The following is a 15876-nucleotide window of genomic DNA, read 5'->3' on the forward strand; positions in this document are numbered from 1 at the left end:
TTTTATTTTTGAGTGATTTCGTATGCCGAAAGATTCAAAAGATCTTCTGTAGAAACCACCGTATAATTATTTTGCTGTAAAAAACTCAAAAACTGTTCCAATACCAAAACAGAGTGTGGAGCTGTATCATGCAAAAGTACAATTCCGCCGGGAGAAATACGCTTTATTATTCTATTGAAAATTAATTCTTGATTTTTTGTACCACCGTCAAGCGAACGAATATTCCAACCGATTACTTTATGGCCGGTCTTTTTTAAAGCTCTTCTTATCGAAGGAGTTGTAACTCCATAAGGAGGTCTAAAAAAGTTAATTTTTCCAGGAATGAATTTTTCCAGAAGTTCATCCGTTTTCCTAAGTTCCTCGGTTATTTTGTCGGCATTATAAAAATCAAAAAATTTAGAATGGCTGTACGAATGATTTCCAATCAAATGACCTTCGTCAACAATCTGTTTTACAATTTCAGGATACAGTTCAATATTTTTACCAATACAAAAAAATGTTGCTTTTGCATTATACTTTTTCAGCAATTCTAATACTTCTAAAGTATAAGGACTTGGACCGTCATCAAAAGTCAGCGCAATTTTTTTTTCAGTTTCTAACGGATTAGTACAATACGCTTTTACATGATAATTAGAAGAAATTCTAGAAGATCCAAACGCATTTATCCCAATCCAAATCAGAACAATTGCTAAAAACCAAAGAAAATTTACGGTTATATAAAAATTCAGAAAATTAAGAACAAGAATCAAAAAGATAAAAAATAGTGATATGTTTTTGTGCGTTATCATTTTGACAGCAGCGTAAAACTATGATTTTTTCCGTTTAATTGATTGTATAATAAAATAGTATTGTACTCAGATTTGGTAACAGAATTTACTCTTGTAATTTCAGGAACATCTTGTGTTTTAATGATTTTTGCCGCCATCCATAAACCAAAAGCAGAGGCAGTATCAAATTCGCCGCAAAGATGTTTATAATAAAGCTGTGTAGTATTTGCAAAAGCATTTTGAGCAAGATTGGAATAATATTTTTCAAAAGCTGCATTTCCGTCAAAACCTAAAACAACGGCATCGATATCCGAAATTTCTAAATTATTTGCTTTTAGAAAAGAAATTACTTTGGCTTCAACTTCATTTACTTCCAGCGTATTTATCATTTCAATATCTAAAACCTGAGCATAAGTAGATTCTTTTTGTTCGTTTTCTAAAACAAAAAAACTAGCACCTTCTCCATAAACCGCTCCGTTTGTGGCACTGTTTAAAAGATGATATGGTTCTTGATTATCTTGTTTAATGCGTCCGTTTAATTTAAAAAGGGCAGTAGTATAATCTCCGTTTTCGTCAACACCGCCAACTAAAATAGAATTGGCTTCGTTATCTTCAATCTGCATTTTAGCATCCAAAAGAGCTGATTCAAAAGAAACAGCGCCATTTACATACGTAAAATTATAACCTTTGCACTGCATAGTAAGCGCAATCTGTGCTGCAACTGTATTATGCGTAGACTGTATAAATGAAGTCGGAGTTAAAAACTGTTCATCATTATCTAAAATAGCAGTTAGGAATTTTTCAGAATCTTCGATACAACCTAAACCAGTTCCAGTAATAATTGCATCTACATTTTCTACACCAGCATCTTTTACAGCAAGAGCTGCAGCAACAATTCCGTTTTTAACGCCTTTTGCCATACGTCGGCTTGCGGCAGGAGCAATATACTCTTTGTATGCAGGTGAAACGATTTTTAAAACATTTTCGTTTTCATTTACAACGGCTTCTTCTAAAAAAACAGTATCAAATGTTTTTTGAGTCGAAATACAGCCTACTCCATTTATATATGTTTTTTTTGTCATTAGCTTTTTGAGAATATAAGAGTAGAACAGTTTCCTCCAAATCCGAAAGAATTAGATAAAACGTGTTCGATATTTTTATTTTTTAAAGTAGTTTGTGGTTGAAGATCAAACTCTTCCATTTGCTGTTCAAAATTCAAATTAGGATAAACAACACCATTTTGAATTGCCAGAACACTAAATACAGCTTCAATTGCAGCAGCTGCGGCTAAAGTGTGTCCTGTAAAAGGTTTAGTGGAACTAAAGTCAGCTACTTTTTCGTCTTGAAAAATACGAAGTAAAGCACGTCCTTCAGACAAATCGTTGTTTGGAGTTGCAGTACCGTGAACATTGATATAATCAATATCAGAAGGTTTTAAACCCGAAACTTCAAATGCTTTTTTCATCGCCAAGTAAGCACCGTCTCCATTTTCTGAAGAAGCAGTTTGGTGATAAGCGTCATTTGCATTTCCATATCCCGAAACTCTTGCCAGCACTTTTTTGTTTTGTTTTGCAACCACTTCATCCGATTCTAAAACCAAAAACGCAGCAGCTTCACCAAGATTTAAACCTTTTCTAGTATTGTCAAAAGGTTTGTTGTAATCGTCAGAAAGAATCATCAAAGTTTTAAATCCGTTGATGGTAAATTTTGCCAAAGCATCGGCACCGCCAACAATCACACGGTCTAATTTTCCAGATTTAATTAATCTTGCGCCCAGCATAATTGAGTTAGCTGCCGACGAACAAGCTGTACTAATCGTCGTTACCATTCCTTTTAAACCTAATTCTTCTGCAATTTTATCTGCAACATCGCCGCCATCGTGACAAGTAATATATTTTACCAGTTCTGGATGTTCAAAATAATCGTAATAATGTTTTTCGGTCATATCCATACCGCCAACACTGGTTGCAGAAATAAGTCCGGTTCTGAATTCGTTTATAGAAGAAATTCCAGCATTTTTTACAGCTTGTTTTGCTGCCAAAGTACCAATCATTGCTGTTCTGGAGAAATTGTTAGTTTCGTCTAGACGCAATTCTTCTATAAGTTCTTCGTTCGTTTTTTTGATTTCACCAACCTTGATTACATTGGCATGAATGGTCGAAATATTCTGAATCTGAGAAACCCCGATTTTATTTTCGATTAATGAAATATAGCTTTCTTCAACTGAATTACCAATCGAAGAAATAATGCCCATTCCCGTTATGGCAACACCTCTTGTCATTTTAGATTTTAAATTTTAGATTTTAGATTTGGAGACTATTTTTTCAGGTTTACAAAATTTTTTGAAAACCAATTGAATTAGATTTTAAGTATTTCTGCTTGAAATCTAAAATCTAAAGTCTGAACCTAAAATTTATTTAGTTCTATTTGCTTCAATATAAGCAGCCATAGTTTCGATAGACTGAAAAATAGATTTACCTTCTTTTGGATCAACCAATTTGATTCCGTAGTCTTTATCTAAAATTACGATTAACTCTAAAGCATCAATCGAGTCTAAACCTAAACCATCTCCAAACAACGGATCATTATCTGCAATATCTTCAATTGCGATATCTTCTAGGTTTAGAGTAGTAATGATTTTTTCTTTTAATTCTTGTTTTAATGCTTCCATGATTATTTATTGTATAATGTATTGATATTTTCGTTTGTAAATTTTAAATTTTCATTTGTTCCGATGGTGCAAAGAAAAGCTTTATAATTGTTATTAAAAAGTTCTACCCAGCCACACAGGACAATTTCTGCTTTATTTGAATTTAGAAGAATGTTAGAATAGTTCGACATAAATTCTGTATTAAAGGTGTCAAATATAAAGAAAGAATTTTCACTTTTCAGCTGATGACGAATACTTATTTCGCCTAAACAGATATTTGGGAGTGTATAAACAAAAACTGCGGGACTCGGAAAGTAGTTTTCTTTGTCCGAAATTGATTCCTGATGTTTCACGTCTGTATCCAAACTTGCCGATTTATTGGCCAGAACTAAAGCAATATTATTTTCTTTTTCATCTGAAGTTATCGGACTCAAAAGAAGTTCTGCACCAAGAAAAGCCAGCTTGCTCAAAGCATCCATCTTGAAGAATTTAGGATACTGCATTTCAAAATGACGATATGCCTGCTTAGAAAAATCGGCAAAATCAGTTGGTTCTATTTTAAATACAGATTCTCCATTGAGAACAATTTCGTTGTTTTCAATTTGGATATAAGATTGTATGTATGTTTTTTGAGTCATTTTTTAAATTGAACACGAATTTCACAAATTAACACAGATTCATTATCAACAATAAATTACACTAATTAATTCGTGAAAATTAGTGCAATTTGTGTTTAATTTTTTCAAAAACCACAGCCGTATTACAGCCTCCAAATCCAGACGCCGTTTTCAAAAAGAAATTAATATTGGCACTTTCGTTTTTCTCAATAACATTAATAGGTTCACTTACACCAATTTCATCAAAACTTTTAGATTCAAAAAGCGTATTACTGTTAGCAGATTCTATTGCGATAACTGTTTCTAATAATCCAGATGCGCCAAGCGTGTGGCCGTAAAAACCTTTTAAACTATTTACAGGAACGGTTTGAAGATTTAATCTTCCAAAAGCAATTGCCTCCATTTCGTCGTTAAAAGGTGTTGCGGTTCCGTGAGCAGAAATATAGTCTAATTTTTGAGCGTCGATTTTAGCTTCTTTTAAAGCATTTTGAATACTTAAAAACAATCCTTCACCCGTTCTTGACGGTCCAGAAATATGATTAGCATCGTTTATCGAACTGTCGCCGACTACTTTTATTTTAGCAGTTGCCGGATTCGCACAAACTAAAACAGCTGCTACAGCTTCTCCTAAACTTACACCTGTTCTATTTTTTGAATACGGTTTACAAGGAAGATCACTCATTGCCTGAAAAGCATTAAAGCCAGATAAAACAAATTCTGAAACTTCATCGCCCGCTACGACAAAAACATTATCGTATAACTCAGACTGAATCATTCTTTTGGCAATAGAAACGGCTAAAATTCCAGAAACGCAGGCATTCGAAACTACGATTGGCTGTGTTTGGAATCCGAAGAAATCAGAAACGTTTTTTGCTAAAACGTCTAAATGAGCGTTATTAAAACTTTCTTCAGAATTGTCTTTTAAAGAAGTAACATTTCCTTTGGTGGTAGAAAGTAAAAAAGCTGTTTTAGAATTTAATTCTACTTTAGAATTTTTGATGATTGGTTCTAAAGCCAAAATCATCAATTTTTCTAATCGTGAATATTTGCTTTCCGCGCTGATTTTCGCGAAAGAGTCATTTATATTTTCTTCATTAATGATCGAAGCATAAAATGAATTTGGCATCAAAGAAATATCATTATGAAGCTGAATTCCCGAATCGCCGCGAAGAATAGCTTGAATGTTGGATTCAACATCAAAACCTAAAGGCGTGATACAATTCGTTTCTGTAATGTATATTTCTTTTAACATTTTATTTGTCGTTTTTCCTGCAAGGTTTTCAAAACCTTGTAGGTATTTTGTTTTAAGATTTATCTTAAAAAGTTTCACGCAGATTTATAAAGATCTGAGCAGATTAAAAAAGATTTTTATTTTAATTAGTGCTAATTAGTGAAATCCGTGTTCTACTTCAGTAATCCAACTTTTCGTTTCCATTCTTCATAAAATGGAGGATTTGTCAGCATTAAATTTCCGTCTTTATCTAAAAAAACCTGAGTTGTTTCGCCTGTGCAGGCTACTTCGCCTTTATCATCAATAATTTTAAAACGATAAATCATTTTTGCCGCCGGTGTGTCAATTACCGTTGTTTCTATAGTTACAACATCGCCGTAACGAAGAGACAATTTATGCTCGCATGTTGATTTTACAATTGGAGTTGTGTAACCTGTTTTGGCAATATCCAAATAAGTTAATCCATGTTCACGTCCAAAAGCTTCTCTTCCGTCTTCAAAATAAGTAATATAATTGCCGTGCCAAACAATTCCTAACGGATCAGTTTCGTTAAAACGAATTCGAATTTCATGCGAAACAGTTAGGGCAGAGGCTTCGTTATACTGTTCTTTTCTTTTTATCATAGAATAAGGCAATGGAAGTGGTGATTATAAAAAATAAAAATAACAAACTTAGTTTTGGAATAATTTCGGTAAAAGAAACGCTTCTTAATAATACATCGTAAAAAGCTTCAAGGCCCCAATTCATCGGAGACGATTTGGCAATGTACTGCATGATAGTTGGCATGGCAAATACTGGAACCCAAACCCCGCCAATTGCCGCCAAAATAATAACACTAGTTGCACCAAAAGGAGCAGATTGTTCTTGAGTGCTGGCAACAGTTCCTAGTAAAATTCCGAAACCAACTGCAGCAAATCCAGAAAATAAAGCCACGATGCTTGTTAAAAACCAATGTCCTTCAATATTTAGAGGCGGAAGTCCGATACTCGGAAACAAGAATATCGCCACAGCAACCATCATGTAAAACTGAATCATACAGATGATTAGATACGTAATCGTTTTTCCGATAATAACAACTAAATTGGAAACAGGATTGGTCAATAAACGCACAAATGTTCCTTGTGATTTTTCTTTTACGATATTGATTGATAACGGAATCACAATAAAAAAGATCGCAAAAAGTGTCCAAGCTGGAACATTATGCTGTACCGAATTCGGACGTACTTCTTTATTATTGATTTTAGGAATCATTTCTTTGAAAGTAATAAAACTTTTTTGCTCAAATTGTGTAGTTCCTTCTCCTAATTGATTTTGAAAAGTAGTATAAATCGATTTGCTTTCAATCTGCGAAATCATTTTGTCGATCGAACTCATCACAGCGTTTTTAAAACTCATCTGAACCGCTGGATCAAAATACAATTTAACCTCTTTTTCTTTGATAATTCTTTGCGGTTCTTTTACTGCAGTGCTGTCAGTCAAGCCCATACTGCTGACAATTTTAGCCACATTCTGATCTATTTTTTCCTGTAAATCTGAACTTAGGTTTTGAGGAATTATAATAGCCAATTGAAATTTTCCTTTATAAACCGCTTCTTTAGCAGTTTCTTCGGTAATATCTTTATTATCAATTTGGGTAACAACGCTAAACAAATTGCTTTTTTCTAAATTATCAAAAACCGTTTTAGAAACAGATCCTTTGTCTTTGTCAACCAAAAGAATCTGGATTTTAGAATCGCTTACGGTTTTAAAAGTACTGTCTTGGATTAAAGTAACTGTAATTACCAAAACCAAAGGCATGACAAATAAAATAATCAAGCCGCCTAAATCTCTTTTGAGTAAAAGGATTTCTTTTACTACCGACATCCAAATTTTATATACCATCTCTAAAGTCTTTACCGGTTAATGAAATAAAAACATCTTCGAGATTTCTTGCATCAGCAGTTGTGGCAATCAAACTTTTTGGAGTTCCCTGCGCAAAAATACGGCCTCGGTCTAAAATGGCAATTTTAGTACAGAAATCTTCAGCTTCACCCAAGTGATGAGAAGTATAAATAATAGTAGTTCCGTTTTGGTTTAACACTTTTAAATAATCAATGATGGCATTTCTAGACTGCACATCGACACCAACAGTTGGTTCGTCCAAAAACAAAACTTTTGGATTGTGCAGTATTCCAGCAATTAAGTTTATTCTTCGTTTCATTCCACCTGAGAATGTCTCAATTGGTTTGTCTGCAAATTTTAATAAACCTAAAAGATCCATCGTTTCGGTTACTTTATCTTTTAAATACGATCCTTTCAGGCCATACATACTCCCAAAATAAAGAAGATTTTCGCGGGCAGTTAAGGTTGGGTATAAAGCATATTCCTGTGGAACAACGCCGATGATTTTTTTGATTTTTCTAGAATTCTGTCTGTAATTCAGATCATCAATTGTAAAATGTCCTGAAGTCGGTTTTATCAAACCACAGAGCATCGAAATCAAAGTAGTTTTTCCAGCACCGTTTGGTCCTAATAATCCAAAAATCTCTCCTTGATTTATTTCTAGCGAAACATTATTCAAAGAATACATTTCTGCATTTTTGTATTGTTTAGAAAGGGATTCTATTTTTATGATAGACTGCAAAATATTTTTTTAGCTGATTGCTTTTTTTAGTTTTTTGAAAAAGATTTCTTCTCTATTCGCGATATCCAAAAGTTCATCGGCAATAGTATTATAGGCGTCTGCTTTGACGCTTCTGTTTTTATAAATACGAGAAGCTTCAACGGCAAAATCACGCCATGAATCGCCGATCTGCGTCATTTCTTTAGAAAGTGTTTTCAATTCTTCGTTACCTAAAATAACAGAAGCTTCTTGTAAAAACGCAGCATAAATGAAACGGAAACCACCACCTCCAGTTCCAATTTCTTCCTGCATACGAACCATTTGTGCCAGATAATGATTGGCTTTTTTTGTTCCGTATTTTGACGGCCATTTTCTAATTCGTTTAGAAACATATTTAATACCGCCAACACCAACAAGAGGAAATGGCGCCAGCATATCACGGCAAGTGTTTTTTATTCCTTTAATGATTGCGCTTTTTAAATCGACATTTTCAGGAATCTGAATTGGGTAATACATTTGACCTCTTGGAGCAAAAGCACCTTTGGCAAAACGCACTTTGTCCATTTCATCATGTGTCAAAGTAGTTACAGTTTCCATTACAGGATCACTTACCAAATAATCGGTTTCGGTTTTTCCGTAAACGATTAAATTGTGTGCGTTAAAATGAAAACGGTATTCATCAGGAAAATAACTTAAATGATATACACCAACTTGTAATCCTGTGAGAATGTTATTTTTTAAATTTTCGTCTAACGCTTTATTTGCAGCGCTTACAGAAGAAAACTTTTGTCTTTTTATTTTTAAATTTAATCTTGAAGCTACTTTATTAAAAATCTGTCCTGGCAAAGTTCTGTAACTAATTGCCGGTGCATGATTGACTTTTAAAAAAGGAAGATATACGAAAAATAAACCCGAACCAATACCAAAAACCATTGGTTCGCTAATATTGAGTCCGTTGCTTTTAAGCAGATTAGAAGCTACTCCATTTTCGCAGTGTGCAGATTGGTGATGTGTAAAAGGTAACTCCATTATTTTGTAATGCTGTTTTTTAGTTCTTCAATAGAAATCTCAAAAGTAGCAGCGTATTTTTTTAAAGTATTATCATTTAATTTCGCAAAGACACTAGGTTTAAAATGTCTTTTTACACGCCATTTCCATAAACCTACGTAACTTGATAAAATCGTTAAATCCATTTTATTAAGTTCCATAAAATAAAGAATCGGACTTGCTTCGCCATTTTCAACCTGAGTTTTGGCATCAGCAATTCGTTCGTTTATTTCCTCGATAGAGTTTGAAAGGGCAATTGCTTTAGGTTCCCATCCCGTACTTAAAGTAGTGGTGTACTCGCCATTTTCATCTGTTGCATACAAAAGCTCTTTAACATTGTTTTTTGTTAGATTGCTTTTATCCTGTGGTACATTTTCTTTTTCCATGACGGTTTATTTTTATAGAGCAATAATAAAATTATAAATAAGACTGCATATAAAACACAATGCAGGAAATTATAGTTTTCATAGATTTACATTAAAACAAAGAAAAAATAATTTCGATTTATTCAAAAAGCAAAATTAATATTCTACTGGAGAAATTGTTTTTTGAATAAATAAATTGATTTCACATTCTAACAGAAGCTGCTCTCCTAACATACTTGTACAGCTCATAGTACACAAAGTGTAATCGTCTGCTGCAAATTTTGAAACTAAGTCGGCTTTGGTTACAATAGTATCACCGACTTTTGGTAAGCCATGTATTTTTACACTTTTTAAAGCACTGATAAATCCAATTACATTTGCATTATCAGTTTCCATTCCGTTCTCATCAACGAAATATTTTTTGCCGACAATAGAGGAACAAGTCTGTGCTGTATTTTCAATTAATCCAGCTTCAATAAAAACATCGTTATCAACAAAAACATTGTCTTTTTTGATAAGAAAAGTGGTTTCAACAGAATTAGCATCTATGTTCAAAATTAAATCTACCATTAACAGCGGTGCGCGGTGCGGCAAATAATTTTGTATGTCAATTGCAGTATTATCCATCATTTGTTTTTTATTTTGCCAAGACCGTTTTCATTTGTCCTCGAGCAATTTCTTGATTATTTAGTGTCGTGACAATATCTACTAATGTAATACCGCCAAACTCTTGTAAAATAGTTATTTCAGATTGAATATGGTCCGATAATAAAGGCAGCCTTTTGATCTGAATTTCTTTAATAGAACCAATGTATCCTGTTGGTGCATCCTCATTTCTTAAATAGAATTGATAACCGGTATGCAGCGCCACAGATTGTGCCATATGTTCTACTAGACCTGCTTCTAGAAATGTATTGTTTTCAACAAAAATATTTTCGCTCTGAATTGTTAATCCAGATACCAATGATGTTTCTGTGTAAGAATGCATGCTGTCTACCATTACAAAAGGAAACTTTTGTGGTATCAGATTTTCTACAATTTCTTTTTCTAAAAGTGCAAGTGTTTCCATTTTAGCAGACTGTTAAATAAGCATAAGCAAAAGAAAATCTTCCGCTTTCTGGAACAGATAATAAAATATGCTGTCCTTTTTTAAGATTTCCAGAGTTCATCAATTCTTCAAGAGCTAAGTAAATAGAAGCAGAACCAACATTTCCTACTCTAGAAAGATTCATAAACCATTTTTCATCACTCATTCCGATTCCTTTTTCGTGTAAACCTTTTTTCAAGCCTTCAACAAAAAAGTTAGAAGAAACATGAGGAATAAAATAATCAATATCATCAGAGACAATTTTATTCTTATCCATTGCCTCTTTCATACTGTCGGCACCTTTGATAAGAATAAATTCATCTAATAATTTTACATCTTGTTTGATGGCAAAAACAGATTCATTCAATAATTGTTCTGGCTCGTATTCGCTCCAAGGTTTGATGCTTCCGTCTTCTAATTTGTCACCTCCCGCATACATACAAGTTTCTAACTCAAAAGCATACGAATAAGCTTCCATCCATTCTATTTTAAGAGAAATTTCTCCCTCTTTTGGTTTGTTTTCTAACAAAAGTGCACCAGCACCATCCGATAACATCCAACGTAAAAAGTCTTTTTTGAAAGCTATTATAGGCTGCTCTTCAAGGCTTTTTAAATTATCAACTTCGTTTTTATATTTTTGAGCAATAAGCCAAGTCGAAACTTTTTCTGATCCTGTGCAGATTGCATTATTTGAATTTCCTGATCTTACAGAAAGGAATCCGAATTTTAAAGAATTCATTCCCGCACAACAAACACCTGTAGACGAATTTAGTTCAACCGATTTATTCTGTAATAATCCATGTACCATTGCAGCGTGAGATGGCAGGAAAATATCAGGCGTCGAGGTTCCGCAAGAAAGTACTTCTACATCTTGAGGCGTAAAATTGTCATCAAAAAGCTGTACAATTGCATTTCGTGTTAACTCAGCATTGTTATGAGTGCTTTTTCCAGCTTTGTCGACTGCGTAATAACGGCTTACAATTTTATTATTTCGCAAAATAATACGTCTTGCTTTTGAGGCAGTATCGTTGATAAGACCTAAATAATTTTCCATTTCGTCGTTAGAGATGGCTTCATTTGGCAAATACTTTGCGGCTTTTGTAATGTATACTTCAAACATAATCTAAATTTCGTCTTCTAAACTCCTTGGTAATACAGAGTTTCTTTTTTTATGGTTTTTAACTTAAGCGGATAGGTAACGAGGTGCAATATATACACTATTGGTGAAATTAACCATATCGCAAGGAATAAATAAACATTAAATACTTTTAATAGCGTTTTTCGCTTTTTTTGATTTTTATAAATGATATTTGACCACTTATTGAAAATTTTATTGGCTGTTTTGTCAACAGTTACTAAATATGAACTAATTTTTACGGCACCCGCATTGACTAATTTTGGCTGTAAATCGGACAATTTATCCCCTTGAATCGCGTCGAGCATGATTTCTCCAAACTGATCTGATTCCTTAATATCTTTTTCTGAAACTCCCGGAAGCGGAAAGATGCCCAGGTATTTCTTTTTAACTCCCGAAAACATCCATTCAACAATTGTAATTACACTTATCAAATTTCCTACTCGGTCTACCAAAGCTACATTTCCGACCAAATTTGCATTGGCTTCTTTTAGCAAAACTTTGATTTTTTCCTGAGCCATGATCCACATATTTCTAGAACCACTTATTGTGATTACAGGAGTATTATTCAGGATTTTTTTGGCGTCATCGCTTTTCAAAAATGAATTAATCGGAATTGAAGGCGATAAATACCAAACTTGATAATGAAATAAAATTAAATCGAATTTTGTGTTTAAAATCGCATCAGGAACTGGTTTCAATTCTGTTGGAATCTGTAAAAAAGATTCTGGAAAAGCATCAAAAAAAGAAGCTTTGTTCCAAGGAAAAGGAAACGGTTTTTCTAGTAGGATTTCGTAAAACGTTAAATTTATCTCATCTGAGTTCAGAAAAGGCTTTGCAATATTTCGTGCAATCGATTCCAATTGTCCAGATTGGGAATAATAAATTACGAGAACATTTTTCATTTGGGTTGTTTTGCTTGGTGGTAGGCAAAAGTATGTAAATTTATTTAAACGAATTTTCTTATTGTTGAGAATAGCTTCGATTTCTCGTTTTTTTTATTATTTTATAGGAAAAAAAACTTTGAACCTGTAAGATTTTCTTAAAAAATAAACTATTATTTCTTTAACTGATTCCAGAAATCAAAATAATTAAACCACTGTAATGGATATTTTTCGAGTATACTTTCAACGCTTTTAACATATTCTCTCAAAAGAGCTTTTTCATCTCTATGTTTTACTTCTGCTTCTCTTGCGTACAAATGATAATGTAAATTTGGCTCTTTCATAACATACACAAAAACTACCGGCACTTTTAATCTTGAAGCAATTAAGAAAGGTCCAGCCGGAAAATCAGCTTCTTTGTTAAGAAGTTTTTCAGACAAAGATTTAGTTCCTTCAAAATAGCGGTCTCCAGTGAAACAAACCAATTCATTATTAGCCAAAGCGGCATTAATTTCAAAAATATGAGATAAATCCTCTTTGATGATAATGAACTTTACAGTTGGTTTTTGAGTTACTGTTTCAAGATAATTTTTAATTGCAGAATGTTCCAGATCTGTTGTAACCAGATTGATTTGAAAATCAAGGTCTATTTCTCCAAAAAAATGTTCTGCAATTTCGAAATTTCCAACATGTGCGCTAATCAAAACACCACCTTTTTTTTCGGCAAGCAGTTTTTTCAATACCTCAATTCCGTCAAACTCATAAGTGAATTTATTTCGCATTCCCGCAGAAATCGAAATTTTATCAATTAAGGTTTGTCCAAAAGTGTAATAACTTTTGAAGACCATCGCCTTGGATTTGAAATAGGAATATTGCAGCCTTTCTTTAAAATAATAAGAAATGGCTTTGTTGCTTTTTCTTAAAAACAAAAAGTAATAAGAGGCTACAAAATACAATAAAACGTACGCTGCTTTGACACCCGCTTTTTGAATTAAAAAAACGAATATCTTATAACCTAAAACTGTTCCTTTTGACTTGCCGTCCCATTGACTCATTAAACAGCTTTAGCTTTTAGTTTGGTTTCGATAAGGTCATAGAAATCTTGGAAAGTTGCAATCCCGACAAAATCAGCTTCAACTAGTTTAACACCAAAATTAGATTCAATTGAAACTACCAAATCAACATAATCTAAACTGTCTAATCCAAGTGTGTCTTTTAAATTAGCATCTGGTTCAATATCGTCATTATCTACTTCAAATTCGTCTACTAAAAAACCATTAATTTTTGCTATAATCTCTTCTTTATTCATTGTCTAATTTAAACTTTTTAACCACCAACGCAGAGTTGGTTCCTCCGAATCCGAAAGAATTGGACAAAAATATATCAAATTTTTTATTTAACGTAGTTTTAACTAAATTTAATTTTAAAGCATCTTCATCTGGATTTTCCAAATTAATATTTGGTGCAATAAAATCGTGCTTCATCATTAATATAGAGTAGATTATCTCACTTGCTCCAGCCATCCAGCATTCATGACCTGTCATTGACTTAGTAGAACTAACGTAAGGATTTTTCTCACCAAAAACTTCATAAATCGCTTTTGCTTCGTTAGCATCTCCAACAGGAGTAGATGTTGCGTGCGCATTTATATACTCAATATCGGTCGCTTTTAATTGCGCATCTTCTAATGCACGCTTCATAGCTGTAGCTGGACCTTCAACATTTGGAGTAGAAATATGTCCGCCGTTTGAAGAAAATCCGTAACCGGCAACTTCTGCAATAATAGTAGCACCACGGGCAATAGCAGATTCGTAACTTTCTAGAATTAAAGTTGCACCTCCGCCACTCGGAATTAGTCCGTCACGGCCGGCATCAAATGGTCTTGAGGCTTTTTCAGGATCACTTTCTCGGTTAGAGAAAACTCCTAAACCATCAAAACTGCTCATGGCATATTTGTTAATTTCTTGAGCTCCTCCACAGATAACAATATCTTGAAAACCGCTTTTAATTAAAAAATAAGCCAATCCGATAGAGTGTGATCCGCTGGCACAAGCAGCACTAACCGTTAGATTGATCCCTCGAAGTTTAAAAATCGTCGAAAGATTCATGGTCACCGTCGAATTCATCGATTTAAAAATTGCACCAGAACCTATAAGAGCAGTATCTTTTTTATCGCGAACAATATCTGTAGCTTCAATAACGGCTTTCGAAACACTGTCGTTTCCGTACATAATTCCAACTTCATGTTCATCAAAAAAGGCATCATCAATGTTGGCGTTTTTTAATGCTTCGATAGTAGCCATATAAGCATATTCGGTTTCTTCACCAATGCTCATACGCTGTCTGCGTGTTAAGAGATTTTTTAAATCTGCCTTAGGAACTATTCCGGTTAAAGCAGATTGAAAACCAAAATCTTTTCTTTCAGAATCAAACTGAATACCAGATTTTCCATTATATAGAGACTCCTTTACTTCGTCTAAAGTAGTTCCGATACAAGAATAAATCCCCATTCCAGTAATTACAACTCTTCTATTCATCTTCTTTCTAAGTAATTTTTTATCCTATGTGTAATTTTTTTATTATACATAGATCTTGTTCTATTTATTCAAAAATGTTGTTTAGCTAAACTTGAACTCTATTATAACAGGATCTATGCGGGAGCAATGTATTTCTTTTTTTTGATCTTTTACGCATAAAAAACAGTTTTCTATGCGCGCCTAGTAAATTAAGAATATATTCCTCCGTTGATGTTAATAATCTCTCCTGTTATATAGCTTGCTTTTTTAGAAATCAAAAAGCTTACCAAATCTGCAACTTCTTCTGCTTCACCAAAACGATTTACCGGAATCATTCTTAAAAGTTCTTTTTCGTCTAAGTCGCTGGTCATATCTGTTTTGATAAAACCTGGGGCTACTGCATTTACAGTAATGTTTCTTTTTGCCACTTCTTGTGCCAATGCTTTTGTAGCGGCTACAATTGCACCTTTAGCTGCAGAGTAATTGGTTTGGCCTGCTGTTCCTTTTACACCAGATACTGAAACGATATTTACAATGCGTCCGTACTTGTTACGCAGCATTTTTTGAATAAAGAACTGTGTAACATTAAAGAAACCGTTTGTGCTGGTATTCATAACACTGTTCCAGTCCTGCGGCGTCATCCACATAAAAAGACCATCTTTTGTTATTCCAGCATTGTTTACAATTGCTTCAACTATAGCCTCAGGATTTGCTTCCTGCCATTTAGTTAAAACATCTTGTACGCTTTCAAAATCAGCAACATCAAAACCTAGAATTTCTCCAGTTGCTCCTAATTTTTGTATTTCTTGTAATGTTTCTTCAGCGGCTGTTTTATTCGAATGATAATTAATTAGAATATGATAATTGGCTTCTACTGCTAATTTTTTACAAATAGCACTTCCAATTCCTCTAGAACCACCTGTTACTAATACACATTTCATTATATAGGTAAATTTTATTTTTTGTTTGAAATAA

Annotated in this window: 19 protein-coding genes; all 19 read right to left on the bottom strand. The window is 33.5% G+C overall.

The window, feature by feature from the left end; translation table 11 throughout:
* Positions 1–2: 2 nt before the first annotated feature.
* The 19 genes from ACFSC2_RS11055 to flxB all read right to left on the bottom strand — a co-directional run bounded on the left by ACFSC2_RS11055 (position 3) and on the right by flxB (position 15842).
* A complete protein-coding gene (locus ACFSC2_RS11055) occupies positions 3–788 on the bottom strand; it encodes a polysaccharide deacetylase family protein (protein WP_379818644.1) in 786 nt (261 codons plus the stop codon).
* On the bottom strand, positions 785–1849 hold the full coding sequence (locus ACFSC2_RS11060; RefSeq protein WP_379815376.1) for a beta-ketoacyl synthase N-terminal-like domain-containing protein: 1065 nt from the start codon (positions 1847–1849) through the stop codon (positions 785–787). The genes ACFSC2_RS11055 and ACFSC2_RS11060 overlap by 4 nt, the downstream gene beginning before the upstream one ends.
* On the bottom strand, positions 1849–3048 hold the full coding sequence (locus ACFSC2_RS11065; protein WP_379815375.1) for a beta-ketoacyl-[acyl-carrier-protein] synthase family protein: 1200 nt from the start codon (positions 3046–3048) through the stop codon (positions 1849–1851). The genes ACFSC2_RS11060 and ACFSC2_RS11065 overlap by 1 nt, the downstream gene beginning before the upstream one ends.
* Positions 3049–3180: 132 nt before the next feature.
* Entirely contained in the window at positions 3181–3438 is a 258-nt protein-coding gene (locus ACFSC2_RS11070; RefSeq protein WP_379815374.1) for a phosphopantetheine-binding protein, read from the bottom strand.
* A 2-nt stretch (positions 3439–3440) separates the two neighbouring features.
* Positions 3441–4055, bottom strand: coding sequence for a 3-oxoacyl-ACP synthase (locus ACFSC2_RS11075; RefSeq protein WP_379815373.1), 615 nt, complete (start codon positions 4053–4055; stop codon positions 3441–3443).
* A gap of 79 nt (positions 4056–4134) precedes the next feature.
* On the bottom strand, positions 4135–5286 hold the full coding sequence (locus ACFSC2_RS11080) for a beta-ketoacyl synthase N-terminal-like domain-containing protein (RefSeq protein WP_379815372.1): 1152 nt from the start codon (positions 5284–5286) through the stop codon (positions 4135–4137).
* Positions 5287–5438: 152 nt separating this feature from the next.
* Positions 5439–5888: an acyl-CoA thioesterase gene (locus ACFSC2_RS11085; protein WP_379815371.1), complete on the bottom strand. Its 450-nt coding sequence runs from the start codon at positions 5886–5888 to the stop codon at positions 5439–5441.
* On the bottom strand, positions 5863–7146 hold the full coding sequence (locus tag ACFSC2_RS11090; RefSeq protein ID WP_379815370.1) for an ABC transporter permease: 1284 nt from the start codon (positions 7144–7146) through the stop codon (positions 5863–5865). Before ACFSC2_RS11090 ends, ACFSC2_RS11085 begins: the two co-directional genes overlap by 26 nt.
* Positions 7136–7834: an ABC transporter ATP-binding protein gene (locus tag ACFSC2_RS11095; protein ID WP_379815452.1), complete on the bottom strand. Its 699-nt coding sequence runs from the start codon at positions 7832–7834 to the stop codon at positions 7136–7138. The genes ACFSC2_RS11090 and ACFSC2_RS11095 overlap by 11 nt, the downstream gene beginning before the upstream one ends.
* A gap of 63 nt (positions 7835–7897) precedes the next feature.
* A complete protein-coding gene (gene darH / locus ACFSC2_RS11100; RefSeq protein ID WP_379815368.1) occupies positions 7898–8896 on the bottom strand; it encodes a BtrH-related acyltransferase DarH in 999 nt (332 codons plus the stop codon).
* A complete protein-coding gene (gene DarG, locus ACFSC2_RS11105; protein WP_379815367.1) occupies positions 8896–9300 on the bottom strand; it encodes a flexirubin biosynthesis protein DarG in 405 nt (134 codons plus the stop codon). Before DarG ends, darH begins: the two co-directional genes overlap by 1 nt.
* Positions 9301–9435: 135 nt before the next feature.
* Positions 9436–9906: a hotdog family protein gene (locus ACFSC2_RS11110; protein ID WP_379815451.1), complete on the bottom strand. Its 471-nt coding sequence runs from the start codon at positions 9904–9906 to the stop codon at positions 9436–9438.
* Between the two features lie 10 nt (positions 9907–9916).
* Positions 9917–10348, bottom strand: coding sequence for a hotdog family protein (locus tag ACFSC2_RS11115; RefSeq protein ID WP_379815366.1), 432 nt, complete (start codon positions 10346–10348; stop codon positions 9917–9919).
* A gap of 1 nt (position 10349) precedes the next feature.
* Positions 10350–11486 carry a dialkylresorcinol biosynthesis protein DarB gene (darB, locus tag ACFSC2_RS11120; RefSeq protein ID WP_379815365.1) on the bottom strand — a complete coding sequence of 379 codons (1137 nt, stop codon included), beginning with the start codon at positions 11484–11486 and terminating at the stop codon, positions 10350–10352.
* A gap of 17 nt (positions 11487–11503) precedes the next feature.
* A complete protein-coding gene (locus ACFSC2_RS11125) occupies positions 11504–12406 on the bottom strand; it encodes an NADPH-dependent FMN reductase family protein (RefSeq protein WP_379815364.1) in 903 nt (300 codons plus the stop codon).
* Between the two features lie 152 nt (positions 12407–12558).
* Positions 12559–13440: an LpxL/LpxP family acyltransferase gene (locus tag ACFSC2_RS11130; protein WP_379815363.1), complete on the bottom strand. Its 882-nt coding sequence runs from the start codon at positions 13438–13440 to the stop codon at positions 12559–12561.
* Positions 13440–13694, bottom strand: coding sequence for an acyl carrier protein (locus ACFSC2_RS11135; protein ID WP_379815362.1), 255 nt, complete (start codon positions 13692–13694; stop codon positions 13440–13442). The genes ACFSC2_RS11130 and ACFSC2_RS11135 overlap by 1 nt, the downstream gene beginning before the upstream one ends.
* Complete coding sequence (locus tag ACFSC2_RS11140) at positions 13687–14922, bottom strand: beta-ketoacyl-[acyl-carrier-protein] synthase family protein (protein WP_379815361.1); 1236 nt, start codon at positions 14920–14922, stop codon at positions 13687–13689. The genes ACFSC2_RS11135 and ACFSC2_RS11140 overlap by 8 nt, the downstream gene beginning before the upstream one ends.
* A 188-nt stretch (positions 14923–15110) precedes the next feature.
* On the bottom strand, positions 15111–15842 hold the full coding sequence (gene flxB / locus ACFSC2_RS11145; RefSeq protein WP_379815360.1) for a flexirubin biosynthesis SDR family reductase FlxB: 732 nt from the start codon (positions 15840–15842) through the stop codon (positions 15111–15113).
* Positions 15843–15876: the final 34 nt, after the last annotated feature.

Source organism: Flavobacterium artemisiae, assembly GCF_042678225.1.
In the GTDB taxonomy this organism is placed as follows: domain Bacteria; phylum Bacteroidota; class Bacteroidia; order Flavobacteriales; family Flavobacteriaceae; genus Flavobacterium; species Flavobacterium artemisiae.